At 68.9% G+C, this 25,003-nt stretch carries 26 protein-coding genes and 1 tRNA gene; 15 read left to right on the forward strand and 12 right to left on the reverse strand.

Annotated features, from left to right (window positions below; translation table 11 throughout):
* Window positions 1-188 precede the first annotated feature (188 nt).
* Window positions 189-842, forward strand: coding sequence for a PEPxxWA-CTERM sorting domain-containing protein (locus ACQ66R_RS08040; RefSeq protein WP_430420838.1), 654 nt, complete (start codon window positions 189-191; stop codon window positions 840-842).
* Between the two features lie 62 nt (window positions 843-904).
* Here ACQ66R_RS08040 and fghA read toward each other — a convergent pair whose 3' ends face one another.
* Entirely contained in the window at window positions 905-1,753 is an 849-nt protein-coding gene (gene fghA, locus ACQ66R_RS08045) for an S-formylglutathione hydrolase (protein WP_430420839.1), read from the reverse strand.
* Complete coding sequence (locus tag ACQ66R_RS08050; protein ID WP_430420841.1) at window positions 1,750-2,859, reverse strand: S-(hydroxymethyl)glutathione dehydrogenase/class III alcohol dehydrogenase; 1,110 nt, start codon at window positions 2,857-2,859, stop codon at window positions 1,750-1,752. The genes fghA and ACQ66R_RS08050 overlap by 4 nt, the downstream gene beginning before the upstream one ends.
* A 73-nt stretch (window positions 2,860-2,932) precedes the next feature.
* Between ACQ66R_RS08050 and ACQ66R_RS08055 the strand changes: the two genes are divergently transcribed.
* Together ACQ66R_RS08055 and ACQ66R_RS08060 are read left to right on the forward strand one after the other, a co-directional pair.
* Entirely contained in the window at window positions 2,933-5,365 is a 2,433-nt protein-coding gene (locus tag ACQ66R_RS08055; RefSeq protein WP_430420843.1) for a beta-glucosidase H, read from the forward strand.
* 129 nt (window positions 5,366-5,494) lie between these two features.
* The gene (locus ACQ66R_RS08060) at window positions 5,495-6,823 is read left to right on the forward strand and encodes a dicarboxylate/amino acid:cation symporter (protein WP_430420844.1); all 1,329 of its coding nucleotides are present in this window, start codon (window positions 5,495-5,497) and stop codon (window positions 6,821-6,823) included.
* A gap of 5 nt (window positions 6,824-6,828) precedes the next feature.
* On the opposite strand, the gene ACQ66R_RS08065 is transcribed toward ACQ66R_RS08060, so the two are convergent.
* A tRNA-Leu gene (locus ACQ66R_RS08065) sits at window positions 6,829-6,912 on the reverse strand.
* Between the two features lie 117 nt (window positions 6,913-7,029).
* Here ACQ66R_RS08065 and ACQ66R_RS08070 point away from each other — a divergent pair.
* From ACQ66R_RS08070 to ACQ66R_RS08080, 3 genes are all read left to right on the forward strand, one after another.
* Window positions 7,030-7,350 (forward strand): FeoA family protein, encoded by a 321-nt coding sequence (locus tag ACQ66R_RS08070; RefSeq protein WP_430420845.1) that lies wholly within the window; start codon window positions 7,030-7,032, stop codon window positions 7,348-7,350.
* Complete coding sequence (gene feoB, locus ACQ66R_RS08075; RefSeq protein WP_430420847.1) at window positions 7,347-9,224, forward strand: ferrous iron transporter B; 1,878 nt, start codon at window positions 7,347-7,349, stop codon at window positions 9,222-9,224. The genes ACQ66R_RS08070 and feoB overlap by 4 nt, the downstream gene beginning before the upstream one ends.
* Before the next feature lie 103 nt (window positions 9,225-9,327).
* Window positions 9,328-9,651 (forward strand): hypothetical protein, encoded by a 324-nt coding sequence (locus tag ACQ66R_RS08080; RefSeq protein ID WP_430420849.1) that lies wholly within the window; start codon window positions 9,328-9,330, stop codon window positions 9,649-9,651.
* A 69-nt stretch (window positions 9,652-9,720) separates the two neighbouring features.
* Here the strand turns inward: ACQ66R_RS08080 and ACQ66R_RS08085 are convergent, their stop codons facing one another.
* From ACQ66R_RS08085 to hppD, 6 genes are read right to left on the reverse strand one after another with little or no spacing between them, the layout of a single operon-like run.
* Complete coding sequence (locus ACQ66R_RS08085; protein ID WP_430420851.1) at window positions 9,721-10,248, reverse strand: MarR family winged helix-turn-helix transcriptional regulator; 528 nt, start codon at window positions 10,246-10,248, stop codon at window positions 9,721-9,723.
* Entirely contained in the window at window positions 10,245-11,249 is a 1,005-nt protein-coding gene (locus tag ACQ66R_RS08090) for a fumarylacetoacetate hydrolase family protein (protein ID WP_430420852.1), read from the reverse strand. The genes ACQ66R_RS08085 and ACQ66R_RS08090 overlap by 4 nt, the downstream gene beginning before the upstream one ends.
* Window positions 11,246-11,515, reverse strand: coding sequence for a hypothetical protein (locus tag ACQ66R_RS08095; RefSeq protein WP_430420854.1), 270 nt, complete (start codon window positions 11,513-11,515; stop codon window positions 11,246-11,248). Before ACQ66R_RS08095 ends, ACQ66R_RS08090 begins: the two co-directional genes overlap by 4 nt.
* Window positions 11,512-12,645, reverse strand: coding sequence for a homogentisate 1,2-dioxygenase (locus ACQ66R_RS08100; protein WP_430420856.1), 1,134 nt, complete (start codon window positions 12,643-12,645; stop codon window positions 11,512-11,514). The genes ACQ66R_RS08095 and ACQ66R_RS08100 overlap by 4 nt, the downstream gene beginning before the upstream one ends.
* A gap of 1 nt (window position 12,646) precedes the next feature.
* Window positions 12,647-13,639 (reverse strand): isoaspartyl peptidase/L-asparaginase family protein, encoded by a 993-nt coding sequence (locus ACQ66R_RS08105; protein ID WP_430420857.1) that lies wholly within the window; start codon window positions 13,637-13,639, stop codon window positions 12,647-12,649.
* Window positions 13,640-13,642: 3 nt separating this feature from the next.
* Window positions 13,643-14,749: a 4-hydroxyphenylpyruvate dioxygenase gene (gene hppD / locus ACQ66R_RS08110; RefSeq protein WP_430420859.1), complete on the reverse strand. Its 1,107-nt coding sequence runs from the start codon at window positions 14,747-14,749 to the stop codon at window positions 13,643-13,645.
* A 173-nt stretch (window positions 14,750-14,922) separates the two neighbouring features.
* Here hppD and ACQ66R_RS08115 point away from each other — a divergent pair, with 173 nt between their 5' ends.
* The 4 genes from ACQ66R_RS08115 (at window position 14,923) to ACQ66R_RS08130 (ending at window position 17,039) form a co-directional block, all read left to right on the forward strand.
* On the forward strand, window positions 14,923-15,501 hold the full coding sequence (locus ACQ66R_RS08115; protein WP_430420861.1) for a YqaA family protein: 579 nt from the start codon (window positions 14,923-14,925) through the stop codon (window positions 15,499-15,501).
* A gap of 41 nt (window positions 15,502-15,542) precedes the next feature.
* Entirely contained in the window at window positions 15,543-16,055 is a 513-nt protein-coding gene (locus ACQ66R_RS08120) for a disulfide bond formation protein B (RefSeq protein WP_430420863.1), read from the forward strand.
* Window positions 16,056-16,108: 53 nt separating this feature from the next.
* Window positions 16,109-16,618 (forward strand): demethoxyubiquinone hydroxylase family protein, encoded by a 510-nt coding sequence (locus ACQ66R_RS08125; protein WP_430420865.1) that lies wholly within the window; start codon window positions 16,109-16,111, stop codon window positions 16,616-16,618.
* Window positions 16,619-16,751: 133 nt separating this feature from the next.
* Window positions 16,752-17,039 carry a hypothetical protein gene (locus ACQ66R_RS08130; protein WP_293363483.1) on the forward strand — a complete coding sequence of 96 codons (288 nt, stop codon included), beginning with the start codon at window positions 16,752-16,754 and terminating at the stop codon, window positions 17,037-17,039.
* A gap of 90 nt (window positions 17,040-17,129) precedes the next feature.
* On the opposite strand, the gene ACQ66R_RS08135 is transcribed toward ACQ66R_RS08130, so the two are convergent.
* Window positions 17,130-17,948, reverse strand: a complete 819-nt coding sequence (locus tag ACQ66R_RS08135; RefSeq protein WP_430420867.1) for a PEPxxWA-CTERM sorting domain-containing protein — start codon at window positions 17,946-17,948, stop codon at window positions 17,130-17,132.
* 611 nt (window positions 17,949-18,559) lie between these two features.
* Between ACQ66R_RS08135 and ACQ66R_RS08140 the strand changes: the two genes are divergently transcribed.
* From ACQ66R_RS08140 to ACQ66R_RS08160, 5 genes are all read left to right on the forward strand, one after another.
* On the forward strand, window positions 18,560-19,126 hold the full coding sequence (locus tag ACQ66R_RS08140; protein ID WP_430420869.1) for a Spy/CpxP family protein refolding chaperone: 567 nt from the start codon (window positions 18,560-18,562) through the stop codon (window positions 19,124-19,126).
* A gap of 69 nt (window positions 19,127-19,195) precedes the next feature.
* Complete coding sequence (locus ACQ66R_RS08145) at window positions 19,196-19,927, forward strand: response regulator (RefSeq protein ID WP_430420871.1); 732 nt, start codon at window positions 19,196-19,198, stop codon at window positions 19,925-19,927.
* A 13-nt stretch (window positions 19,928-19,940) separates the two neighbouring features.
* Complete coding sequence (locus ACQ66R_RS08150; protein ID WP_430420872.1) at window positions 19,941-21,416, forward strand: sensor histidine kinase; 1,476 nt, start codon at window positions 19,941-19,943, stop codon at window positions 21,414-21,416.
* A gap of 106 nt (window positions 21,417-21,522) precedes the next feature.
* Window positions 21,523-23,202: a sulfatase-like hydrolase/transferase gene (locus tag ACQ66R_RS08155; RefSeq protein WP_430420873.1), complete on the forward strand. Its 1,680-nt coding sequence runs from the start codon at window positions 21,523-21,525 to the stop codon at window positions 23,200-23,202.
* Window positions 23,203-23,204: 2 nt separating this feature from the next.
* Window positions 23,205-23,627, forward strand: coding sequence for a hypothetical protein (locus ACQ66R_RS08160; RefSeq protein WP_430420875.1), 423 nt, complete (start codon window positions 23,205-23,207; stop codon window positions 23,625-23,627).
* A 1-nt stretch (window position 23,628) separates the two neighbouring features.
* On the opposite strand, the gene ACQ66R_RS08165 is transcribed toward ACQ66R_RS08160, so the two are convergent.
* A complete protein-coding gene (locus ACQ66R_RS08165; protein WP_430420877.1) occupies window positions 23,629-24,045 on the reverse strand; it encodes a DUF1330 domain-containing protein in 417 nt (138 codons plus the stop codon).
* Window positions 24,035-24,961 (reverse strand): haloalkane dehalogenase, encoded by a 927-nt coding sequence (locus ACQ66R_RS08170; RefSeq protein WP_430420879.1) that lies wholly within the window; start codon window positions 24,959-24,961, stop codon window positions 24,035-24,037. Before ACQ66R_RS08170 ends, ACQ66R_RS08165 begins: the two co-directional genes overlap by 11 nt.
* Window positions 24,962-25,003 lie beyond the last annotated feature (42 nt).

Below are 25,003 nucleotides of genomic sequence, written 5' to 3' on the forward strand. Positions count from 1 at the left end.
AGAGCGCGGAGATCCGGGACCCAGCAGACGCGAGCACCACGCCGCGCGATGCAAGAACCTGTGACCTGGGCTCCGTCACGGCCCAGGCCGACCCGCTCGCCTCCTGAGAGTAATCCGTTTGGAGGATGCGGGCGCAAGCCGCCGCGCGGCAGGATCGCCCTTGTTCAAGGGCAACGAAGGGGCGCCTGATGTCATTCAAGTTCAAGTTGGCGACGGTCGCTGGAGCGGCGGCCGCAGTGGTGTTGGCGACCGCGCCGGGCGTCGCCGGAGCGGCGACGCTCACGTTCGATGCCAGCGACGCCTGCAGCGGCGGTTGCAGCGACTATGGCGCGATCTCGCAGACCTACGGCGACATCGCGGGCAAGGTGGACGTGCAATACTCCAGATCGCTGTCGAACCCCGGCCCGCTCTCCTGGTGGAGCATCTATGGGGACCTGCCGGGCGTGGCCTGGGGCGAGCCCAACGCGATCGCCGAGGTGTTCCTGCGCCCGCTGGCGGGTTTTCAGGTCACGCTCCTGGGGTTCGATCTGGGCTCGTACGGCGGCGCGGACCGGCGCACCCAGGTGACTCTGCTCGGGGCAAACGGGGATGTGCTGGGCGAGTTTCCCAACCTGACCGTCGGGGCGGTCCATGCGTCGTTCGCGTCGAACCTGACCCGGTCTGACGGCATCCGCATCCAGTGGGGTCCCGACGCCTACGACGTCGGGATCGACAACATCGCGTTCGAGGTCACGGCCCTCGCCGGCGGCGTGCCCGAGCCGGCGACGTGGGCGATGATGATCCTCGGCTTCGGCGTTGTGGGAGCCGCGGCCCGGTCGCGGGCACGCGTCCTGGCCGCCTAGCCAGGAAGGCGGCCCGCCATCCCCTCACCTCCCGCGCGAAGCGGCGGGAGGTAAGGGAACCCCTACCCCAGCTGCTCCGCGTGCCAGCGGAGGTGGTCTTCCATGAAGCTGGCGATGAAGTAGTAGCTGTGGTCGTAGCCCGGCTGGCGGCGGAGGGTCAGGGGCACGCCCGCCGCCCGGCAGGCTTCCTCCAGCAGCTCGGGCTTGAGCTGACCTTCGAGGAAGTTGTCGGCCTCGCCCTGGTCGACCAGCAGCGCGTCCACGCGCGCGCCATCCTCGATCAGCGCCGTCGCGTCGTAGCGGCGCCACGCGGCGCGATCCTCACCCAGGTAGCCGCCCAGCGCCTTCTCGCCCCAGGGGCAGCGCATCGGCGAGCTGATCGGCGCGAAGGCCGAGACGCTCTTCCAGCGGCCGGGAGTCTTCAGCGCCAGGGTCAGCGCCCCGTGGCCGCCCATCGAGTGGCCCGTCAGCCCCTGGCGGCCCATGTCGACCGGGAAGTTGGCGGCGATCAGCTCCGGGAGTTCGGAGACGATGTAGCTCTCCATCCGGTAGTTCGCGGCCCACGGCGCCTCAGTGGCGTCGACGTAGAAGCCGGCGCCCAGGCCGAAGTCGTAGGCGCCATCGGCGTCGTCGGGCACGCCCTCCCCACGCGGGCTGGTGTCCGGCGCCACGAAGATCAGGCCGAGTTCCGCGCAGGCGCGCTGGAACTGGCCCTTCTCGGTGACATTGGCGTGGGTGCAGGTCAGGCCCGACAGGTACCAGAGCACCGGCAGCCGGGTGCCCGCCTCGGCCGCCTGGGGCGGCAGGAAGACGCTGAAGGTCATCGGCGTCTTCGTCTCGCGGCTCTGATGGCGATAGACCCCCTGGACGCCGCCGAACATGCGGTTGGTGGAGACCGTCTCCAGGCTCAATAGACCACCACCGAACGGATGCTCTCACCGGCGTGCATCAGGTCGAAGGCCCTGTTGATGTCTTCCAGCGGCATCTTGTGGGTGATCATCGGGTCGATCTGGATCTTCCCGTCCATGTACCAGTCGACGATCTTGGGCGTGTCGGTGCGGCCGCGCGCGCCGCCGAAGGCGGTGCCCTTCCACACCCGGCCGGTGACCAGCTGGAAGGGCCGCGTGGCGATCTCCTTCCCGGCCTCGGCGACGCCGATGATGATGCTCTCGCCCCAGCCCCGGTGACAGGCTTCCAGCGCCTGGCGCATGACGGTGGTGTTGCCGGTGGCGTCGAAGGTGTAGTCGGCGCCGCCGTCGGTCAGGGCCACGAGATGGGCGACGATATCGCCGTCGATGGTCTTGGGGTTCACGAAGTGGGTCATGCCGAACTTGCGGCCCCATTCCTCGCGGTCGGGGTTGATGTCGACGCCCACGATCATGCCCGCGCCCACCATCTTCAGGCCCTGGATCACGTTCAGGCCGATACCGCCAAGGCCGAAGACGACGCAGTTGGCGCCCGGCTCCACCTGGGCCGTGTTGACCACCGCGCCGACGCCCGTGGTGACGCCGCAGCCCACGTAGCAGGCGGTGTCGAACGGCGCGTCCTTGCGGATCTTGGCCACCGCGATCTCGGGCAGGACGGTGTAGTTCGAGAACGTCGAGCAGCCCATGTAGTGGTAGATCGGCTGGCCCTTGTAGCTGAACCGGCTGGTCCCGTCGGGCATCAGGCCCTTGCCCTGAGTGGCGCGGATCGCCGTGCAGAGGTTGGTCTTGCGGCTGAGGCAGCTTTTGCACTGCCGGCATTCCGGCGTGTAGAGCGGGATCACGTGGTCGCCCACCGCGACGCTGGTCACGCCCGGGCCCACCTCGACCACCACGCCCGCGCCCTCATGGCCCAGGATCGACGGGAACAGGCCCTCGCTGTCGAGGCCGTCCAGCGTATAGGCGTCGGTGTGGCAGATCCCCGTGGCCTTGATCTCGACCAGCACCTCGCCGGCGCGGGGGCCCTCGAGGTCCACCTCCACGATCTCCAGCGGCTTCTTGGCCTCGAAGGCGACAGCGGCGCGCGTCTTCATGGGTTTTCCCTCGACTTGTTCGGCGGCGGGCGCCTTTTTCCAGAAACGGATGATCATGTGAAGGCGATTGCGCGTGGCGGCCAACTCTCTTGATGCCCGGACCGAGGACCTGCTCGCGCAGCTGACGCTGGAGGAGAAGGTCCGCCTGCTGGCCGGCGCCAGCTCGTTCTCGCTGCACGGGATCGAGCGGCTGGGGATCCCATCCCTCAACATGACCGACGGCCCCACCGGCGTGCGCTCGATCAAGGGCGTGCCCGCCACGGTCTTCCCGGTCGGCGTGGCCGTCGCCGCGACCTGGAACCCCGACACCGCCCGCGACGTGGCCGCCGCCATCGGGCGGGAAGCGCACGCCCTGGGCGACCAGGTGGTGCTGGCGCCCACCATCAACATCATGCGCATCCCCACCTGGGGCCGGAACTTCGAGAGCTATTCCGAGGACCCCTACCTGGCGGGCGTGATGGGCGTGGCCTACGTCCAGGGCCTGCAGGGCGAAGGGATCGGCGCCTCGCTCAAGCACTACGCGGCCAACAACCAGGAACTGGAGCGCTTCGAGGTGGACGCCCGAATCGACGAGCGGACCTTGCGAGAGATCTACCTGTCGGCCTTCGAGCGGGTGGTGAAAGAGGCCGATCCTTGGACCGTCATGGCCTCGTACAACCGCCTGAACGGGACCCACGCCTCGCAGCACCGTGGCCTGCTCACCGACATCCTGAAGGACGAGTGGGGCTACGAAGGCATGGTGGTCTCGGACTGGACGGCCGTGCGCTCGACCGCGCCATCGGCCAACGCCGGCCTGGATCTGGAGATGCCCGGGCCCGCCAAGTGGTTCGGCGACAAGCTGTTGGCGCTGGTGGGGACCGAGGTCTCCGAGGCGCAGATCGACGACAATGCGCGCCGCGTCCTGCGGCTGATCGTGCGGTCGGGCCTGCTGGACGGGCCGCGGCCCGCGGGCGAGCTGAGGTCGGCGCGCCACAAGCAGATCGCCTTCGAGGCGGCCTGTGAGGCCATGACGCTGCTGAAGAACGACGATGGACTGCTGCCCCTGAGGCCTGGCCTGAAGCACGTGGCGCTGATCGGCCCAAATGCGATCCGGACCCTGTTCCAGGGCGGCGGCAGCTCGCAGGTGACCACCGACGAGACCCGCACCCTGGCCGACGGCCTGTCCGCCGCCCTGGGCCCCGACGTGGCGCTGGCCGTCCACAAGGGCGTCGACAACGATCCCTACCCGCCCCCCGCCGACCGGCGCCAGTTCAGCCCCGACGAAGCCCGCGAGGCCGAGGGCCTGAAGGCCGACTACTTCCCGACCCAGGACCTGTCCGGCGAGCCGAACAGCTCGGGCGTCGAACGGCACATGGTGCGCTGGGTGGCCGGCGCTATGGCCACGGCGCGGCGACCGGCCTACCGCGCGTTCCGCTGGCGCGGCTGGTTCTGGCCCGAACAGTCGGGAACCTACGAGTTCGGCCTGCGCAGCACCGGCGTCGGGCGCCTCTCGCTGGACGGCGGCCTGCTGATCGGCCCCGACACCCCCGCCACGGCCGACCGCTACGACGTCACCGGCCAGATCGTGCCGCGCCGCCTGGCGACCCGTGAGCTGGAGGCCGGGCGCGGCTATCCGATCGAGCTGGAGTACGTCCCCGCCCGCCCCGACCAGGACTTCGTCGCCCTGGGCGTCCGCGCCCCGTCCGAGCCGATGGCCGCCGCCATTGAGGCCGCGAAGGCCGCCGACGCGGTCGTTCTGGTGCTGGGCTCGGCCGCCGTCACCGAGGCCGAGGGCTACGACCGCGAAGACATCGACCTGCCGGGCGCCCAGGACGACCTGGCCCGTGCGGTCCTGGCCGCCAACCCCAACACGGTGATCGTCCTCAACACCGGCTCGCCCTTCGCCATGCCGTGGATCGACGAGGCCCGGGCGGTGCTGCAGATGTGGCTGCCCGGCGAGACCGCGCCCGACGCCCTGGCCGCCGTCCTGACCGGCGCGCGGTCGCCGGGCGGACGCCTGCCCGTGACCTTCCCGAAGGCGTTCGGCCAACACCCTGCCCACCGCGTGGAGCCCGACCCCAAGGTTTGCGAGTACGCGGAGGGGCTGGCGGTCGGCTATCGCTGGTTCGACGCCGAGGGGGTGGCGCCGTTGTTCCCGTTCGGTCACGGCCTCGCCTACACCACCTTCGAGATGACGGATCTGAAGGCGCCGGCGACCGCGCGGGTCGGCGAGCCCGTCGATCTCCAGGTCACCGTCGCCAACACCGGCGAGCGCCCCGGCGCCGAGGTGGTCCAGCTCTACGTCGCCGCGCAGGCCCCGCGCCTGCCCGGCCCGCCCAAGGCGCTGAAGTCCTTCGCCAAGGTCGCCCTTGCCCCCGGCGAGCGGCGGACGTTGACCCTGACGCTGGAACCCGGCGCCTTCGCGGTCTGGGACGGCGGCTGGACGATCGATTCCGGCGCCTACGTGCTGCACGTGGGCCGCTCGGCGGGCGACATCCGCGCATCCACGACGATCCGGCTGGCCTGACTGCCCCCTCTTTCCGCATTCAGGCGTTCTGGGGTCACGCGCAGAATTCCACGCTACGCGAATTTCCTAGTCCGACAGTAGAGTATACCGCCAGCTGTGTGGCGACGTCTGTATATCGAGGACAACCCGATGGCGGCTCAGAAGCAGTCCCGGTTCATCAGCGGCTTCGGGGTTCAGGTGCTGTCGGCCATGGTCGTGGGCGTCATCCTGGGCCTCATCGCCCGCAATCTCGGGCCCGCCGAGGGCCAGCCCGGGTTCGCCCTGGCGGAGACCCTCCGGATCCTGGGCTCCAGCTTCATCCAGCTGCTGAAGGCGCTGGTGCCGCCGCTGGTGTTCACCGCCATCGTGGCCAGCATCGCCAACCTGGCCGACCTGCAGAACGCCGCGCGCCTCGTCTGGCGCACCCTGCTCTGGTTCGCGATCACCGCCCTGATCGCGGTGGTCATCGGCATCACCCTGGGCCTGGTTCTGCAGCCCGGCCTGCACGCCGGCGTCACCGCCGAGGCCGCCAAAGCGCCCAGCACGACCGGCTCGTGGCTCGACTTCCTGACCGGCCTGGTGCCCTCCAACTTCCTGGGCCTCAGCGCCTCGACCAAGCTGGTCGACGGCGCGGCCACGACCAGCGTCTCGTTCAACGTACTGCAGATCCTGGTGATCTCGCTGGTGATCGGCGTCGCCGCCCTGCGTTCGGGTGAAGCGGGCAAGACGTTCCTGGCCTTCAACGCCTCGGCGCTGGCGGTCATCCGGAAGGTGCTGTGGTGGGTGATCCGGCTGACCCCGATCGGCACCGTGGGTCTGCTGGGCACGGCTGTGGCCAAGTACGGCTGGGATGCGCTGTCGCAGCTGGGCCAGTTCGCGCTCGCTATCTACATTGGCCTGGGGCTGGTCTTGCTGGTGGTCTATCCGGCGCTGCTGGCGGCCCACGGGCTGAACCCGCTCCGGTTCTTCCGGACCGCCTGGCCCGCGATCCAGCTGGGCTTCGTCTCGCGCTCGTCGATCGGCACGCTGCCCGTCACCGAGACCGTCAACCAGGCGCTGGGCGTGCCCCGCGCCTACGCCGCCTTCGCGGTCCCTTTAGGCGCGACCACCAAGATGGACGGCTGCGCCGCTATCTATCCCGCGATCTCGGCGATCTTCGTCGCCCAGTTCTTCGGCGTGCAGTTGCAGATCACCGACTACCTGCTGATCGTGTTCGTCTCGGTCCTGGGCTCGGCCGCCACCGCAGGCCTGACCGGCGCCACGGTGATGCTCACGCTCACCCTTGCGACCCTGGGCCTCCCGCTGGAAGGCGCGGGCCTGCTGCTGGCCATCGACCCCATCCTCGACATGGGCCGCACCGCCGTGAACGTCGCCGGCCAGGCCCTGGCGCCGACCCTGGTTTCGAAGGAGTTGGGGGTGCTGGACGAGCGCGCCTACGCGGGCGATACGCCCCTGGCGGCCGAAGCCGCGCCGTCCTGAACGGTTGGTGCCCCAGGCCGGACTCGAACCAGCACGCCTCTCGACAGCAGATTTTGAGTCTGCCGCGTCTACCATTTCGCCACTGGGGCAGCGGCCGGTGAACATAGGCGCCGCAACGCTTGCGTCAACGCGAGCCTTGCGCCGGGGCGGTCGAGGTCGTACCTGATAATCGTTCGCAAGACGGCGGGCGCAGGAACCAATCTTCGATGCACGAGATGCCGGCCGAGGTCGCTGACGCCGCCACGATGGAAGCGAACGGGTTCTCCCGCCTCAGCCAGGCTCAGGCCGGCGACCGGGGCGTGATCGCCGAGGTGCGCGCCGACCACGCCAACGATCATGGCGGGGTCGATGTCCATGAGCTGGAGCGCCGCCTGCTGGAGTTCGGCTTCGTCGAAGGCGCCCGTTTCGAGATCCTGCATCAGGGCCTGTTCGGCGCGGATCCCATCGCCGTGAAGCTGGACGACATGCGCGTGGCGCTGCGCCGCCGCGACGCCGCCGACGTCTGGGTGCGGCTGGAAACCCAATGAGCGAAGCTGCAGTGCTCCGGCCCGCGCGCGTGGCGCTGGTCGGCAACCCCAACACCGGCAAGACCGCCCTCTTCAACGCCCTGACCGGCGGCCGTCAGAAGGTGGCCAACTATGCCGGCGTGACCGTCGAGCGGAAGGAGGGCTTCGTCACCACCGCGGGGGGTCGCAACCTCTCGATCCTGGACCTGCCAGGCACCTATTCGCTGCGCGCGCGCAGCCCCGACGAGGTGGTGACCCGCGACGCGGTGCTGGGCCGGCTGGAGGGCGAGACCGCGCCCGACGTGGTGCTGGCGGTGGCAGACGCCACCAACCTGCGCCTCGTGCTGCGGCTGATCCTGGAGCTAAAGGCGGTGGGCCGGCCGATGGTGCTGGCGCTCAACATGTACGACATCGCCCAGCGCCAGGGCCTGCGCATCGATCTGGAGGGCCTGGAGCGTGAGCTGGGCTGCCCGATCGTCACCACCGTGGCCACCCGCAAGCGCGGCATCGACGAGCTGACCGCCAAGGTCGACGCCCTGATCACCTCCGGCCAGTTGGCCACCGACAACGTCTGGCGAGAGCCCTCGGCGGGCGAGATCCGCGACGCCCATCGCGAGGCGCAACGGATCCTGAAGGCCCACGTCCGCCCGCCCGAACGGCCCGACACGCTGACGGGTCGCGTCGATGCGGTGCTGCTGCACCCGGTCGCCGGGCTGGCGATCCTGCTGGGCCTGCTGTTCCTGATGTTCCAGGCGGTGTTCACCTGGGCTGGGCCTCCTGCCGACGCCATCGAGGCCGGCGTCGGCTGGCTGGGGACTCAGGTGGGCCTCCTGCTGCCCGATGGCCTGCTGGAGAGCCTGATCGTCGACGGCCTGTTCGCCGGCGTCGGCAGCGTGCTGGTGTTCCTGCCGCAGATCCTGGTGCTGTTCCTCTTCATCATCCTGCTCGAGGACTTCGGCTACATGGCCAGGGCCGCGTTTCTGATGGACAAGATCATGGGGGGGGCCGGGCTACACGGGCGGGCGTTCATCCCCCTCCTGTCGTCGTTCGCCTGCGCGATCCCGGGGATCATGGCGGCGCGGGTGATCGACCAGAAGCGCGACCGGCTGACCACCATCCTGGTGGCGCCCCTGATGACCTGCTCGGCGCGGATTCCGGTCTACACGCTGATCATCGGCGCATTCATTCCGGACCGCATCGTGGGGCCCGGCCTCAACCTGCAGGGGCTGGTGATGTTCGGCCTCTACGCCGCGGGAATCCTCTCGGCGCTGGCGGTCTCGTTCGTGATCCGCAAGGTATTCTGGCGCGGCGCGGTCGAGCCGTTCCTGATGGAGCTGCCCACCTACAAGCTGCCCTCGTTCGAGAACGTGGCGCGCAACCTGCTGCTGCGGGCGCAGATCTTCCTCAGCCGCGCCGGTCGCATCATCCTGCCGCTGATGGTGCTGGTTTGGGTGCTGTCCACCTTCCCCGGCCCGCCGGCGAACGCCACCCTGCCGGCCATCGACTACAGCTTCGCCGGCATGATCGGACACGCGATCCAGCCGCTGTTCGCGCCGATCGGGTTCAACTGGCAGATGGTGGTGGCGCTCATCCCGGGCTTCGCCGCCCGCGAGGTGGCCGTGGCCGCCCTGGGCACCGTCTATGCCGTCGGCGACGCCGAAGCCAACGTGGGCGCCCTGGGCGCGCGGCTGGCCGAGCAGTGGAGCCTGGCCACCGGCCTGTCGTTCCTGGCCTGGTACATCTTCGCCCCGCAATGCGCCGCCACCCTGGGCGTCGTGAAGCGCGAGACCAACTCCTGGCTCTGGATGGGCGTGATGTTCGCCTACATGGTCGCCCTGGCTTACCTCGCTTCGTTCCTGGTCTATCGCGGGGCCGTCGCCCTGGGCTGGGGCTAGGCGAGGGCCAGAGTCGAAAAATCGCCCCCGGGTTGCGTTAATTTCGCTTTTTCCGTGCGTTTTAACGCGCCGATAAAGGAGTGAGGGGAATGCTGTGTCTGCCATGCAGAACCAGCTGGAAATCGCCCAGGACGTTCCCCCCGGGAAAAAGCCGATCAAGGTCAGACAGACCCTGTGCAAGCGCGTCCGCGAGGCCCTCCTTTCGCTCGGCGGCGAAGCGCACCGATCGATTGTGATTGAGCAGGTGGCCCGTAACCTTGGCCACGACGTCCGTCAGATCCCCGAAGAGCTGCAGCTCGAGGTCATCGTCTCGTTCGAGCAGACCTGGCGCGACGAGCGCAAGCGCGCCGCCTACGGCTTTCACCTGCCGTTCGGGGAAGGCTCGCACCGATGGGGCGTGCGCACGGAAGACGCGCTCGCGGCTTAGGCTCTGTTGCACTCGGGGGGACGTCGAAACAGGCCCCCGATCAAAAGCTTGAGCGGGTTTCGGCGCGGATCAGCCCGGGATCTTCGGCGGATCGCCTTCGCCCGACAGCTGGCCCGCGGCGGCCTGCAGCCGGCCCAGCAGCCGCTTGAGCAGCGTGACGTCCTCGGGCGAAAGCCCCGCGATCAGCGCCGCTTCGTAAGCCAACGCCAGGGGCGCGATCTCAGAATGCAGGCTTCGGCCCTCCGGCGTCAGCGTCAGCACGTGGCTTCGGCCGTCCGTCTTGTTCTCGGCGCGCTTGATCAGGCGACGCTTCACTAGCCCCTGGGCGGCGCGGCTGACCGTCACCTTGTCCATCACCGTACGCGCGACGATCTGAACCTGGGTCATGCCACCGTCTTCCGCCAGCACGCAGATCAGCCGCCACTGCGGGACCGTCAGGCCGAAGCGGTCCTCGTAGGCCCGCGCGATCAGGCCGGACACGGCGTTCGAGGCCACCGAGAGCCGGTAAGGCAGATAGGCGTCCAGCTTCAGCCCGCCTTCGGGGCCGTCCCGCTCCGCCCCTCCGGAACCCGGCCCGCCGGAACGCAGCAGGCTCATGCCTGGGCGACCTGCTGCTCGATAGCGCCGAAGATCGAATGGCGCCGGGCGTCGACCATCTGGATGCGGACCGTGTCGCCGGGCTTCATGAAGGGCGTCACCGGCTTGCCGCCGAGCAGCGTTTCGACGGTTCGCACCTCAGCCAGGCACGAGTAGCCCAGTCCGCCCTGTTCGATCGGCTTGCCCGGACCGCCGTCGGCGTCGCGGTTCGACACGGTGCCTGAGCCGATGATCGTGCCGGCCACGAGGTTGCGGGTCTTCGCGGCGTGCGCGATCAGCGTGCCGAAGTCGAAGGTCATGTCGACGCCGGCGTCGGCCTCACCCAGCGGCTTGCCGTTCAGCTCGACCTCCAGTTTCCCATGCAGCTTGCCGTCCTTGAAGTTGGGCAGGGCGTCGGGCGTGACCGCCACCGGCGAGAACGCCGACGCGGGCTTGGACTGGAAGAAGCCGAAGCTCTTGCCGATCTCGCCGGGGATCAGGTTGCGCAGGGACACGTCGTTGCACAGCATGACGAGGCGGATGTGCTTCAGCGCCGCCTCGCGCGTCACACCCATCGGCACGTCGCCCGTGACGACGGCGATCTCGCCTTCCATATCGCAGCCCCAGGCTTCGTCCTTCAGCGGGATGGGGTCGCGGGGGCCCAGGAAGCCGTCCGAGCCGCCCTGGTACATCAGGGGATCGGTCCAGAAGCTGTCGGGCATGTCGGCGGCGCGGGCCTGACGCACCAGGGCCACGTGGTTCACATAGGCCGAGCCATCAGCCCACTGATACGCGCGCGGCAACGGGCTCGCCGCATCGTGCTCGTGGAAGCGCGCCTTCGGCACCGAGCCATGCTCCAGGCTCTCGGCCAGGCCGCGCAGCTCGGGCTCGCAGCGCTCCCAGTCGTCCAGCGCCGCCTGCAGCGTCAGCGCGATGCGGTCCGCCGGCGAGTACCAGGCGAGGTCGTTCGAGACCACCACCAGGCGGCCGTCCCGGCCCCCCTTCAACGACGCCAGCTTCATGCGCTCTCCTTCGTGATCAGACGCGTCACCGTAACCCCGTCTTCGTACGACCGAGGCTCATACACTCTCACTTCGACGCGGATGTCACCGCCCGCATCGTGCTCCCACATGTAAGCCCGCGCGAAACAGACATCGCGGCCCTCCGGCGTGAAACCCTCGAACGTGTCGCCCCAGGGCGTCGCCTTGGACAGGTCGCGCCAGCCCAGCGTCATCGCCCGGTCCAGTTCGTCGAGCGCCGCGGCCATCAGGTCGTCCTGCAGGCTCATCCGCCCTTCCAGCTGTCGACATAGGCCGTATTCTCCACCGAGGCGGCCGCCTCGCCCACGTCCAGCGGATCGCGGGTGTCGATCATCACCGCGTACTCGTCGGTCGCGGGCTTGGGCTGGCTGAGCATGTTCTTCAGCGCCTTCGGATGCGGCCCGTGGGTGAAGCCCGACGGGTGGAAGGTCATCATGCCCGCTTCGATGTGATCGCGGCTGAAGAAATCGCCGGCGTGGTAGAACAGCACCTCGTCGTAGTCGTCGTTGTTGTGGAAGAAGGGGATCTTCAGCGCCCCCGGATCGGTCTCGAACGGCCGCGGCGCGAAGGTGCAGACCACGAACCGGTCCGAAACGAACGTCGAGTGCACCGACGGCGGCAGGTGGTAGCGGTGGCTGACCACCGGACGGATATCCTTCACGTTCAGGCGCACGGGCGCCAGCTCCCCGTGCCAGCCCACCGCGTCCAGCGGGTTGTAGGGATAGGTCACGGTCGAGACCTGGCCCCGCTTCTTCACCTCGACGCGGACGTCGCCCGCCTCAGCCTGGTGGTCGCGGAAGACCTCGTCCATCTCGGGCGTGTCCAAGATGGCCGGATCGAACAGGGCGTGTGGCCCCATCAGGCCGCGGTCCGGCAGCCGGAAGTGGGTGTTGGTGGCCTGGATCATCAGGAGCGCCGTCGGCTCGGACGGCGCCAGCCGCCACATCGTGCCGCGCGGCAGGTAGAGGTAGTCGCCGGCGCGGTAGGCGATGCGCCCGAAATCGCAGAAGAGATCGCCGACGCCCTGATGGACGAACAGCAGCTGGTCGCCATCAGCGTTGCGCGCCAGGGCCGGCATGGGCGTCGCCAGCTTCCAGAAGCGCATTTCGGTGGCCGCGTTCTGCAGGATGACGCCCGCGGCCCATGGCGACGGGTCGGCGGCGTTCAGCCGGGCGAGGTCGAACGCGCGCGGGCGCAGCGGCCCTTCGAAGCTGGTCCAGCCGGTGGGCGGACGCGGGTGATAGAGGAAGGCGGCGGGTCCGAAGAAGCCCTCCTTGCTCATCTCGCGCTCGTAGGCGCCCTCGGGCAGGTCGGCGTGCGCCTGCCGCGAATGCGTCCCTTGAGCGCCCCGAACCGGGATCCAGTCACCCTTGGCCATGTCAGGTCTCGTCCTTGTAGAGGCTCACGGCCAGCGATTCGCCGTCGGCGACGCGGGCCCGGTACATGCCCGAGGTGTTGAAGCTCCAGGCCATCGACCCGTCGGGCGCCACGGCGATCACGCCGCCGGCCCCGCCCAGGCCCGTCAGCTGCTCCTGCACCACCCGGTCGCAGGCCGCCTGCAGGGACAGGCCCGCGTGCTCGACCAGGTCGCAGATGCGGTGCGCCACGCCCAGGCGGATGAAGTACTCGCCCGCCCCGGTGCACGAGACGGCGCACGCGCTGTTCGAGGCGTAGGTGCCTGCGCCGATCAGGGGTGAGTCGCCCACCCGTCCCCAGCGCTTGGCATTGGCCCCGCCCGTCGATGTGCCCGCCGCGACATCGCCCTGGGTGTCGCGGGCGACGACTCCCACCGTTCCGTACTTGCCTTCCTCATGGACCAGCCTCGCCTTCCCCGAGGCCGGCGCGGCGCCGGCGGGCCTGGCCGGGACCGGCAGACCCAGTTTGCCCAGGGCCGTTTCCAGGCTGCGCCACCGTTCTTCGGTGAAGAAAAAGCCGGGCTCCACCTGCTCGAGCCCCTGGCTGCGGGCGAAGGCGTCGGCGCCCTCACCGCCCAACATCACGTGGGTCGAACCCTCGATGACCGCCCGCGCCGCCGAGATCGGATGGCGCGTCGTGGTCAGGCCCGCGACTGCGCCCGCCGCCAGGTTTCGGCCGTCCATGATGGAGGCGTCCAACTCGTTGCGCCCCTCGGCGGTGAAGGCCGCGCCGCGGCCGGCGTTGAACAGCGGATCGTCTTCCAGGATGCGGATTGTCGTCTCGACCGCATCCATCGCCGCGCCGCCCGCCCGCAGCACCGCCGCGCCGGCCGTGGTCGCCGCCGCCATGGCCTCGCGATAGGCCGTCTCCTGCTCAGCCGAGAGGTCGCCCCGCGCAATCGCGCCCGCGCCACCGTGGGCGACCAGGGCCCACGTCGGCTGCGTCGGTTGCGGCATGGCTCAGTCCTTCGCGGGCAGCACGCCCCGACGGATCTGATCCAGTTCGATGCTCTCGAACAAGGCCTTGAAGTTGCCCTCGCCGAAGCCCTCGTTGCCCTTGCGCTGGATCATCTCGAAGAAGATCGGGCCGACCATGTTCTCGGTGAAGATCTGCAGCAGCAGGCCCTGGCCCTCGCTGGGCGCGCCGTCGATCAGGATGCGGTCGGCGCGCAGGCGTTCCACGTCCTCGCCGTGGCCCGGCAGGCGCGCGTCGATGCCGTCGAAATAGGTGTCGATCGTGTCCTGAAACCTGACGCCGCGATCGCGCATGGTTTCGACCGAATGGTAGATGTCGCCGGTTCCCAGCGCGATGTGCTGGATGCCCTCGCCCTTGTAGTCCTTGAGGAATTCCTCAATCTGCGAGTGCTCATCCTGGCTCTCGTTCAGCGGGATGCGGATCTTGCCGTCCGGGCTCGTCATCGCCTTGGAGATCAGGGCCGTCTGCTTGCCCTCGATGTCGAAGTAGCGGATCTCCCGGAAATTGAAGATGCGCTCGTAAAACTCGGCCCACTTGGCCATCTGGCCGCGATGGACGTTGTGTGTCAGGTGGTCGAGGTAGGTCAGGCCCACCTCGTTGCCGGCCCGCGCCGCCTCGGCGCCCTCTATCGGCAGGAAGTCGACGTCATAGATCTCCTGGGCGCCGTAGCGGTCGACCAGGTAGAGGTTCGAGCCGCCGATCCCCTCGATGGCCGGGATGTTCAGCTCCATCGGGCCCACCGGACCCTGGACGGGCTTCGCACCGCGCTCCACGGCCAGCTTGAAGGCCTTCGCCGCGTCGCGCACGCGGAAGGCCATGGCGTTGGCCGAGGGGCCGTGCGCTTCGCGAAAGGCCGCGGCCTGCCCCTGGGGCTCCATGTTCAGGATGAAATTGATGTCGCCCTGACGGAACCGCAGCACGTTCTTCGAGCGGTGCTTCGCGACCGCGGTGAAGCCCATTTTCTCGAAGAGGTCCTTCAGCCGCTCAGGCTCCGGCGAGGTGAACTCCACGAACTCGAACCCGTCGGTGCCCAGCGGATTGTCGAACAGATCGCGGGTCTCACCGGTCTTCGGGGGGGCTTGCACGCTCATGACGGTCTCCGGTCCTGGGGTGTCGATCTAGTATCATATGAAACTATATCGCGATAGCCTCGCGCGATGAAGCGGCGTTTGGGTTGGGAGGCGGAGATCGGAGCTGACGCCCGACGCGACATTCCCTGCGGGCGCTGCTAGGCAGGCACCACATTTCTCGCGTTGGGGCCGGCATGTTCCGAAGAATGTACGAGTGGGTGATGGGCCTGGCGGGTTCGCGTCACGCCCCGACGTCGCTGGCTGCGATCTCGTTCGCCGAGAGCTCGTTCTTCCCCATCCCGCCCGACGTCATGCTGGCGCCGATGGTGCTGGCGCGGCGGGATAAGGCGTTCTTCTACGCGGGAATCTGCACGCTCGCCTCGGTCGCCGGCGGCATGCTCGGCTATGCGATCGGCGTTTGGCTGGAACCGTTGGGCCAGGCCATCCTGAAGATCTTCGGCCATCCCGAAGGCGAGGCCGAGTTCAAGCGCTGGTTCGACCAGTACGGACTGGCGGTGATCCTGATCAAGGGCGCCACGCCGATCCCCTACAAGCTGGTGACCATCACCGCAGGCCTGGCCCGGTTCGACCTTTTCACGTTCGTATGGGCGTCGATCCTGACCCGTGGGTTCCGCTTCTTCGCGGTGGCGGCGATCCTGAAATACTTCGGCGAGGCCATGCTGAAGGAGTTCGAGCGGCGGCTGAACCTCTACAGCGTCATCCTGCTCGTGCTGCTGGTCGGCGGCATTGTCGCCCTCAAGTTCATTTTCTGACGTTTCCCTAAAGGCTCGGGTTGGGCCATAAGGGCGGGCCGATGACGAATGTGCTTCGACCTTTCCTGGACCGCTGGCGCCTTGTCGCCGTCCTGGTCGCCGCCGCGATGCTGGCCACGGCCCACGCGTTCGAGACGTTCGGCGGCTATGCGCCGTGCACGCTTTGCCTGCGCCAGCGCGAGGTCTACTGGACCATCCTTGGCCTGGGCGCGGCGTTCATGATCCTCGTCCGCCTGCCCGGCGGCCCGCGGTGGCGCGAGGCCACCTGCTGGGTTCTGGGACTGGTGTTCCTCGCGGGGTGCGGCCTGGCGGTCTATCACGCCGGCGCCGAGTGGAAATTCTGGCCCGGGCCGCAGGCCTGCGCCTCAGCCAGCGGCGGCCTCGACCTTTCGAACCTGTCTGCGGCGCTGGACGAAAAGATCCGGCCGCCGGCCTGCGATGAGGCGCCCTGGGTGTTCGCCGGACTTTCCATGGCCGGGTGGAACGCGGTCATATCCCTGGGCCTCGCGGGCCTGAGCGCCCTGGCGGCGATCCGTGAGCGAGGCAAGCGATGAGCCACGGCAAGCCCATTCCTCCGCGCCCGGGCCGTGGCGCACAGGCGGCGCGCATGGCCGAGATCCTGCGCGTGGATCACGCGGGCGAGCTGGCCGCGGTGCAGATCTATCGCGGACAGCGCGCTGTCATGGGGGCCTCGTCCGGCCAGACGAAGCTGGCGGGACACTTCGCCGAACTGGAGGCCCAGGAGGCCGAACACCTGGCCCGCTTCGACAAGCTGCTGACCGAGCGTTGCGTGCGGCCGACGGTGCTGACGCCGGTCTGGCGGTTGGCCGGTTTCGCCCTGGGCGCTGGAACCGCGCTGATGGGCGAGAAGGCGGCGCACGCCTGCACCGAGGCTGTCGAGACCGTGATCGAGGGCCACTACGCCGAGCAGATCGCCGAGCTGGCGCAACGCGATCCCGACCTCGCCGCAGAACTATCCCAGTTCCGCGACGAGGAGCTGGCCCACCGCGACCGGGCGGTGGAGGAAGGCGCGCGCGAGGCGCCCGGCTATCGCCTGCTGTCGGCCGTCATCGGCGCCGGCTGCCGCGCGGCGATCAAGATCAGCGAGAAGGTCTAGCCGCCCCAAGGGGCGTGGCCGGCCACAATTCCGGGGACAACTCGGACGGGTTGAGGCGACTCAAAAAAACATCCGCTATGGAGTGGTCACGGCCCAAAAGTTCTGCTTTTGTTCATGTCAAGGAGTCATCAAGATGGCGGACGGAAGCAGACAACAACTGACCCGTGACTGGACGTACGGGGAGGCCCGGCTGGGTTGGGCCACGGCGGCCAGATCCAGCCTCTGGGCGCGCTGCGGCTGCGGACGCGAGGCGGCGGTCGATCCCCGCCCCTGGCTGGCCCAGGGTCTCAGCCGCCAGACGCTGCACGACCTGGAACACCGCCTGCGCTGCGTCTGCGGCGCCCGGCAGGCCAGCCTCGAGATTCGCGGCCTGGCCGAGGCTCCGGGCGGCGGCTCGGGCGGCATCCACGTCTTCCGCTGAGCGCGGCCCCGACACGAGAGCATAAGCCCCCAAACGAAACAGCCCCGGACCAGGGGTCCGGGGCTGCGTCGGCGTTCGTCCGTCAGCCGATCAGTTGTTGATCTTCACGACCACAAATTGCTGTCGGCGGCGGCGCAGCATGGCGCCGGCGAGGCCGAAGCCGCCGATCATCATCACCCACGTGCCGGGCTCCGGCACCGCCTCGCCGATGGCGAACGACTGGGTCAGGTCCTTGTGCGGGTACTGCTTCGGATACTTGCCGTCCTTGAACGGCGTCAGCAGCTTGATGTTCGAGTAGACCGGCCCCTCGGCGTAGGTGAACGCGCTGGTGTAGGTGTTGGCGTTCGACAGCGCCGCGATGCGGCTGGTCAGGATGTTGTTGATGCTGGTGGTGTTGCCCGTCGCCGTCACCGTCAGGCCGCTGACAACCTTCCAGATCGCGCCCTGCACGCTGGCCAGTTCGTTGGTCTTCGCGGTGGTGCTGATGTTGTGGTTGTACCAGACCTCGGTGCCGTAGTTCACCAGCTTGCCGATCTGCACGATCTCGTCGTCCGAGAGATAGTCGCGCTTGTTCGGGTCCCAGTGGGAGTTGTGCTCAAGCTCGATGTCGTCGGTATAGGTCAGGTCGGGCTTGTAGTCCGCCAGCGAGATCGAGTGGTAGACGTCCACACAGAAGGCCACGAGGTTCTCGAACGGCTCGTTCGGCGTGCCCTTGATATAGCCGTCGAACAGAACCGGAGCCGCCTTGACGGTGACCGTCGTGAAGCCGGAGCCCGACAGCCTGAGCGTCCGATAGCTGTACATCTCGCCGTCGTCGAAGACGTAGGTCGCAGCGTGAGCCGCCGGAGCCATCGTCATCGCACCGAAGGCAAGAGCCACCGCCGGAACCACAGCCTTCAGCGTGGCCACGATGGCGCCGCTTCGGACAGAATTTGTAAGCGCTTGAAACACGTTCATATCCCCACACGGACCAGCTTCGCTCACACGTGCAAGACGCATGCCGCGAACCTGTGCCTTTCGGAACCTACTGTTAAGCCATTTGCAGTGCAGCGCAACGCAACTCGCCCGAGCGGCGAGTCATCGGCGAGACATGCCCGTGAAGCTCGCACAGCGGGGGTTAACGTGCCTCCTAGAGCCTGTCTGGCCGTCGTCCGCAAGTCCGCCGCGCAGGCGCCAGGCGTCCCTTGGGGCAGAACGACGATCCTCGTCAGATCGCGCGTCCCGGCGGAAGGGCGGCTCCCCCGCTTGGGGGATAGGGGGAGCCGCGTTCCGAACGCCCTTTGCGGGCGCCGGGGGCAGGAGGCGGACTGGGGGAGGGGATGCCCGCGTCGCTGCAACGACCCCAATCTGGAGGTCCGGTGTGGCGGGGATAGGGCCTCGGCGTGGCCGAAAGGAATCCGGATGCGGTTTTGTGCAGGCGGCTGTTTCGCGAACGTTTCAACGGCGCCGCGCGCGCGGCCATCAGGGGCTTGAACGGCCGTGGCAGAGTGGCGGACATCAAGGAAGAGGAGTTCCGCCCGATGAAGCGACGCATGATCCTGGCGCTGGCGCCCGCGTTGTTCGCGACCGCCGCCGTGGCTCAGCCCCCGGGGCCGCCCGCCCCGCCCCGCGGCCCGCACGGCGCGCCCACCGCCGAGATGAAGGCGCACCACGAGGCGATGGCGAAGCAGCACATGGAAGACCTGAAGATCGTCCTGCGGCTGCGCCCCGATCAGGAGCCGGCTCTGGCCGCCTTCCTGGCCGCGCATGACCCGAAGACGTTCACGCGCCGCCTGCCCGACCCGGCCTCGCAGACCACGCCGCAGCGGCTGGAGGAGATGGCCAGGGTCGAAGCCGACATGGCCGCCCACCAGAAAGCTTCGCGCGACGCCTTGGCCAAGTTCTACGCGGCCCTGTCGCCTGATCAGCAGAAGGTGTTCGACGCCCTGCATCGCCTGAAGGGCCATGGCCCCGGAGGTCCGGGCGGTCGGCGCATGATGATTCACGGCGGTCCCGGCGCCCACGCGATGGGCGGTCCGGGCGGTCCTGGCGTCATGATCATGCGGCGGCATGGCCCGGGCGGTCCGGACGACGATGGCCCGCGCTGAACGGTCGGCCTGCGCGAATGTGGCGAAGTCGCTATGACGGCGCCACAGTTCGCGGCGAGAGGACCCGCCATGACACTTGCGCCTTCGGTTCTGCCCGCGCGCCACATCCTGGTGGTCGACGACGACACCGAGCTGCGGGCGCAGATCGTGACCTACCTCACCGAGCACGGGTTCCAGGTGCACGCCGCCGCCGACGCCAAGGCGATGGACATGGCGCTCAGCGCCGCGCCCATCGACCTGGTGGTGCTGGACGTGATGCTGCCCGGGGAGGACGGCCTGTCGATTTGTCGTCGGCTGTCTGCGGATGGCGGACCGGCGATCATCATGGTCAGCGCCATGGGCGAAGAGATCGATCGGGTGCTGGGGCTGGAGCTCGGCGCCGACGACTATCTGGCCAAGCCCTGCAGTCCGCGCGAACTGCTCGCCCGCGTGCGCGCTGTGTTCCGGAGGCTGGAGGAAGCCCGCGGCGGCGCGCCCAAGCGCGGCAAGGGCTACCAGTTCCAGGGCTTCGTGGTAGATGTCCTGCGCCGTCAGCTGCGGGCGCCCAACGGCACCACGATCCTGCTGACCTCGGGCGAGTTCTCGCTGCTGTCGGCGTTCCTCGACCATCCGCAGCGAATCCTGTCGCGCGACCAGCTGCTGGACATCGCCCGCGGCAACGAGAGCGATGTCTTCGACCGTGCCGTCGACGTGCAGATCAGCCGCCTGCGCCGCAAGCTGCACGCCTGCTCGCAGGGCGAGATCATCAAGACAGTCCGCGGCGCCGGCTACATGTTCGACGTGGCGGTCACCCGCCCATGACCCACTCTCACAGATGAGCCGAGGAACCGGCGGGCCCAGGCTGTCGATCGGCCTGCAGCTCGTCCTGCTCATCCTGGCCTGCCTGGCGGCGACGCACATCGTGGTGTTCGTCGCGATCGCGCTCCTGCCGCCGCCCCAGCCGCCGATCTATCGGCTGAGCGAGATCGCAACCGCGCTGCAAGGCGGCTCGCTGGACAGCCGCTTCGGCCGGCCCATGCAGCGTACGGTGTCCGCCACGCCGCCCGCGCCTCGCGCACCTGAGGGCGGCCCGCCGGGTCGCCGCCGCTCCGGCCGTACGGTCGAGGCGCTGGCGATCACCCTTGGAAAAGCGCGCGAGGACGTCCGCTTCGCCCCGGTGCCGCCCTCGGGGATCGAGCGCCTGTTCCGCCCGGAACGCGGCGTGCGCCAGTTCGTGATCACCCACCGCGAACGGCTCGACCAGCGTCCACCCCAGCCGCCGCCGCCGCCTCCAGGCCCCGACCGGTTCCAGGTTCCGCCACCGCCTGGCCCGCACGCCTTCCGCGATCTGGATCACGCCATCGGCCCGCGGGAGATGGTGCTGGGCGACTTCACCGCCGCGCTGCGCCGGCCAGACGGTCGATGGACGGTGGTGCGCTCGAGCCCCGAGCCGTTTCCCACCGAGTGGCAGAAGCGCGCCTCGCTGATCCTGCTGGCCGGTTTCGTCGTGGTGGCGCCCGCCGGCCTGCTGTTCGCCCGCCGGATCACAGCGCCGCTGAAACGCTTCTCAGAAGCCGCCGAGCGCCTGGGCCGCGATCCGCACGCCCCGCCGGTGGCGCTCACCGGGCCCGCCGAGATCGGGGCCGCGGCCGACGCCTTCAACAACATGCAGGCCCGCCTGCGCCGTTACATCGACGACCGCACCGCGACTCTGGGGGCCATCAGCCACGACCTGCGCACGCCGCTCTCTCGCATCCGCTTCAAGTTGGAGGCGGCCGAGCCCAAGGTGCGCGACAGCGTGCTCTCCGACGTCGCCCAGATGGAACAGATGATCCAGGGCGTGCTGACCTTCATACGGGACGAGTCGACGCCGCGCACACGCGAGAAGCTGGACCTCCTGTCGCTGGTGGAATGCGTGGTGGACGATGCGGCCATGGTCGGCGGCGACGTCGAGATCCTGACCGGCCAGCCGGTCACCGTCGAGGGCGACCCCATCGCGTTGCAGCGGCTGTTCGTGAACCTCGTCGACAATGCCGTGAAGCACGCTGGCCGGGCGCGCCTGCGGGTCAGCGAGAGCGATGGTCATGCCGTGGTCGACGTCATCGACAATGGTCCCGGCCTCTCGGACGAGGAACGTGAGAAGGTCTTCCTGCCGTTCTACCGCGTGGACACCGCGCGCAATCTCGACGACGGCGGCATGGGCCTGGGCTTGCCCATCGCCCGCTCCACCGCCCGCGCCCACGGCGGCGATGTCGTGCTGATCCCCGCGACGATGGGCCTTGTCGCCCGCGTTACGCTGCCGGTCGCCTGAGGTCGCGCGCCGCCCACACACGGTGAGTAACGCCAACTATCGACACGCATAGTGTCACTATATATGGTTCGCCGACCAGACGCCCGACGGCGCGGGGAGGAACCACATGAAGCTGCGCACCTGGCTGGCGGCTGGCGCGATCACCCTGGCGGCGGCCGGGGGTCTGGCCTACGCGAACCGCACCACGCTCCTCTCGATGGCGGCCCGCGCCCAGATGCCGGACATCGCGCCCAACCGGCCCGTCACCTGGGCCAGCGGGCCGACGACCCCGCCGACCGGCGAGCGGCCCCCGAACGTGATCCTGATCCTGGCGGACGACCTGGGCTACAACGACATCAGCCTGAACGGCGGCGGCGTCGCTGGCGGGATGGTGAAGACGCCCGCGATCGATTCCATCGGCCACGACGGTGCGATCTTCGACAACGGCTATACGGCGAACGCCACCTGCGCCCCCTCGCGCGCCTCCCTGCTGACGGGCCGAAACGCCACCCGCTTCGGCTTCGAGTTCACCCCCGCCCCGGTCGCCTTCCAGCGCCTCGTCGGCACCGAAGCCGAGCCTGGCTCGACCGTGAAGCCGAAGTTCTTCAAGGAACGGCTGGCCGACATGCCGCCCGGCAGCACCGAGCGCAGCCCGCAGGCGGTCAATGTGCTGAGCGTGCCCGCCACCGAAATCACCCTGGCCGAGGTGCTCAAGACCCGCGGTTACCACACGGTCCACCTGGGCAAGTGGCACCTGGGCGGAAAGAAGGGCTCGCGGCCCGAGGATCAGGGCTTCGATGAGAGCCTCGGCTTCATCGCCGGCGGCGCGATGTTCCTGCCCGAGAAAGACCCCAACGTCGTCAACGCGAAGCAGGACTGGGACCCGATCGATCGCTTCCTGTGGCCCAACCTGCCCTATGCGGTGCAGTTCAACGGCTCGCCGATGTTCGAGCCCAAGGGCTATATGACCGACTATCTGGCCGACGAGGCCGTGAAGGCGATCAAGGCCAACAGGAACCGGCCCTTCTTCCTCTACTTCGCGCCCAACGCCATCCACACGCCGCTGCAGGCCAAGAAGAGCGACTACGACGCCCTGCCCGGCATCAAGGATCACCGCCTGCGCGTCTATGGCGCTATGGCCAAGAACCTCGACGACAACGTCGCCCGCATCCTGAAGACGCTGAAGGACGAGGGCCTCGATCAGAACACGCTCGTGATCTTCACTACCGACAACGGCGGCGCCGCCTACATCGGCCTGCCCGAGGTGAACCGGCCCTACCGCGGCTTCAAGGCGACGTTCTTCGAGGGCGGCATCCACGCGCCGTTCCTGATGCGCTGGCCGCAGAAGATCGCGGCCGGCACCCGCTATGCCCCGCCCGTGGGACACGTGGACATCTTCTCCACAGCCGCCGGGGCCGCGGGCGCCGCGATCCCCACCGACCGCAAGATCGACGGGGTCGACCTGACGCCCTTCGTCACCGGCAAGGCGCAGGGCCGCCCGCACGAGGCCCTCTACTGGCGCTCGGGCCAGTACAAGGCCGTTCGCGCAGGCGACTGGAAGCTGCAGGTCAGCGAAGCCCAGAACAAGGTGTGGCTGCACGACCTCGCCACCGATCCGCTGGAGAAGAAGGACCTCTCGGCCGCACAGCCCGCGGTCGTGGCGCGTCTCAAGGCGATGCTGAAGGCGCAGGACGTCGAGAGCGCCAAGCCGATCTGGCCGTCCCTGCTGCAGGGGCCGGTCTACATCGACGCGCCCGGCGGGCGCACGCACAGGCCCGGCGACGAATACATCCTCTGGGACAACTGACGATGCTGCTGCCGCCCTCGACGAACGCAGACTATCGCGGCGCCCGCTCGGCCGCCTGGTTCCTGGCGCTGGCGGCGGTGCTCACCATCATCCCGGGGCTGATCCACAGCTTCCTGCCCGACGGCGGGGCCGGGGTGATCGCGGGCCTGGACATGGGCGACAAGCGCGACCTGGTCGTCAGCGTCTTCGCCTGGGAGGGCGCGACCCAGCTGGCGCTGGGCTTCGCCATGCTGGCCGTGGCCCTGCGCTATCGTCCCCTGACGCCGCTGTTCCTGGCGCTGCTGATCCTGGAGCGCGGCCTGATGACCCTGCAGGCCTGGGTGCTGAAGCCCGGCCCGCACCACCCTCCCGAACATTACGCGAGCCCGGTGACGGTGGTGCTGGCGGCCGTATTCCTGGCGCTGTCGCTGCGCCGGCGGGCCTAGGCTAGAACCCGACGCCCGGCTTGGTCCGGATGTTGAGCTGGCCGGCCAGGCCCGCCACGCGGTGATGCTCGATGGCGTGCATCGCGGGCGACATGGCCATCTCGCGGAAGGCCGCCAGCGACGGGTATTCGGCCAGCGCCACCACGTCCCACATGTCTTCGACCTCACCCAGCAGCAGTCCGGCCACCCGGCCCTGATAGCGGATTCTGCCGCCCAGCCCCTCGACCAGCTTGCGCACTTCCTCACCGTAGCGGGCATAGGCCTCGGCCCCCGACAGATGGCTGTCCGAGCCGTCCGCGTACTCGGCCTTCTCCTTGAAGCGCAGCAGGTTGACCATCACGAACGGACCGTCTTCCTCCATCCCGAAAAAGCCCATCGCCTGCTCGGGCGACGGCATCACCGCATTCTCAACCTTCATTCTTGTTCCTCCCCTGGCCCCGTCGGCGGATCAGGGCGTCGACGACGTCCACGATCTGCTGCGGGCTGTCTTCCTGCAGAAAATGTCCGCCGCTCAGCGTCACGTGCGGCTGGCCCTTGGCGCCCGGGATCCGCTCCTGCAGCGGCACGTCCATGCCGCGCGTGACCGCATCGCCATCGCTGAAGGCGGTGACGAACGGCTTGTCGAAGCGCTCCAGCACCTCCCACGCCGCCTTGTTCTCCGCCACCGAGGCGTGCTCGGGCGTCACCGGCACCAGGGCCGGAAACTGCCGGGCGCCTTCCTTGTAGCTCTCGTCCGGGAACGGCGCGTCGTAGGCGGCGACCTCGGCGTCGGTCAGGTTACGCCCCGACCCGCCGTTGACGATGAAGCCCACCGGCAGTTCCGGAACCCGCTGGCTGAAGTCGAGCCAGGCCTTGAAGCCGTCCGTCATGCCTGCGCCCACCGGCAGGAAGGTGTTGCCCGCCACGACGCCCGCGAACCGCTCTGGGAACGCCGCGACGAGCCGCAGGCCGATCAACCCGCCCCAGTCCTGGCAGAAGAGCGTGAGGCCCGTGAGATCCAGCCCCGTCAGCCACTGGCTCATCCAGTCGACGTGCCGCTCATAGGTGTAGTCGGTGCGGCTGGCCGGCTTGTCGGAACGGCCGAAGCCGATCAGGTCGGGCGCGAGCACGCGGTGGCCTTTGGCCACCAGGCCCGCGATGATGTGGCGGTAGAGATAGGCCCACGACGGCTCGCCATGCATCACCAGCACTAGGGCCCCGTCGCGCGGCCCCTCGTCGACGTAGTGCATCCGCAGGCGCGTGCCGTCGGCGTCCGTGATCTCATGATAGCGCGGCGCGTAGGGCCAGTCGGGAAGCCCCTCGAACCGGGCGTCGGGGGTGCGGAGAACGTCCATGGCAGGCTCCTGAATATAGTGACAGTATGCGTGCCACTAAAT

The sequence above is a fragment of the Phenylobacterium sp. genome (assembly GCF_965284355.1).
Classification (GTDB): domain Bacteria; phylum Pseudomonadota; class Alphaproteobacteria; order Caulobacterales; family Caulobacteraceae; genus Phenylobacterium.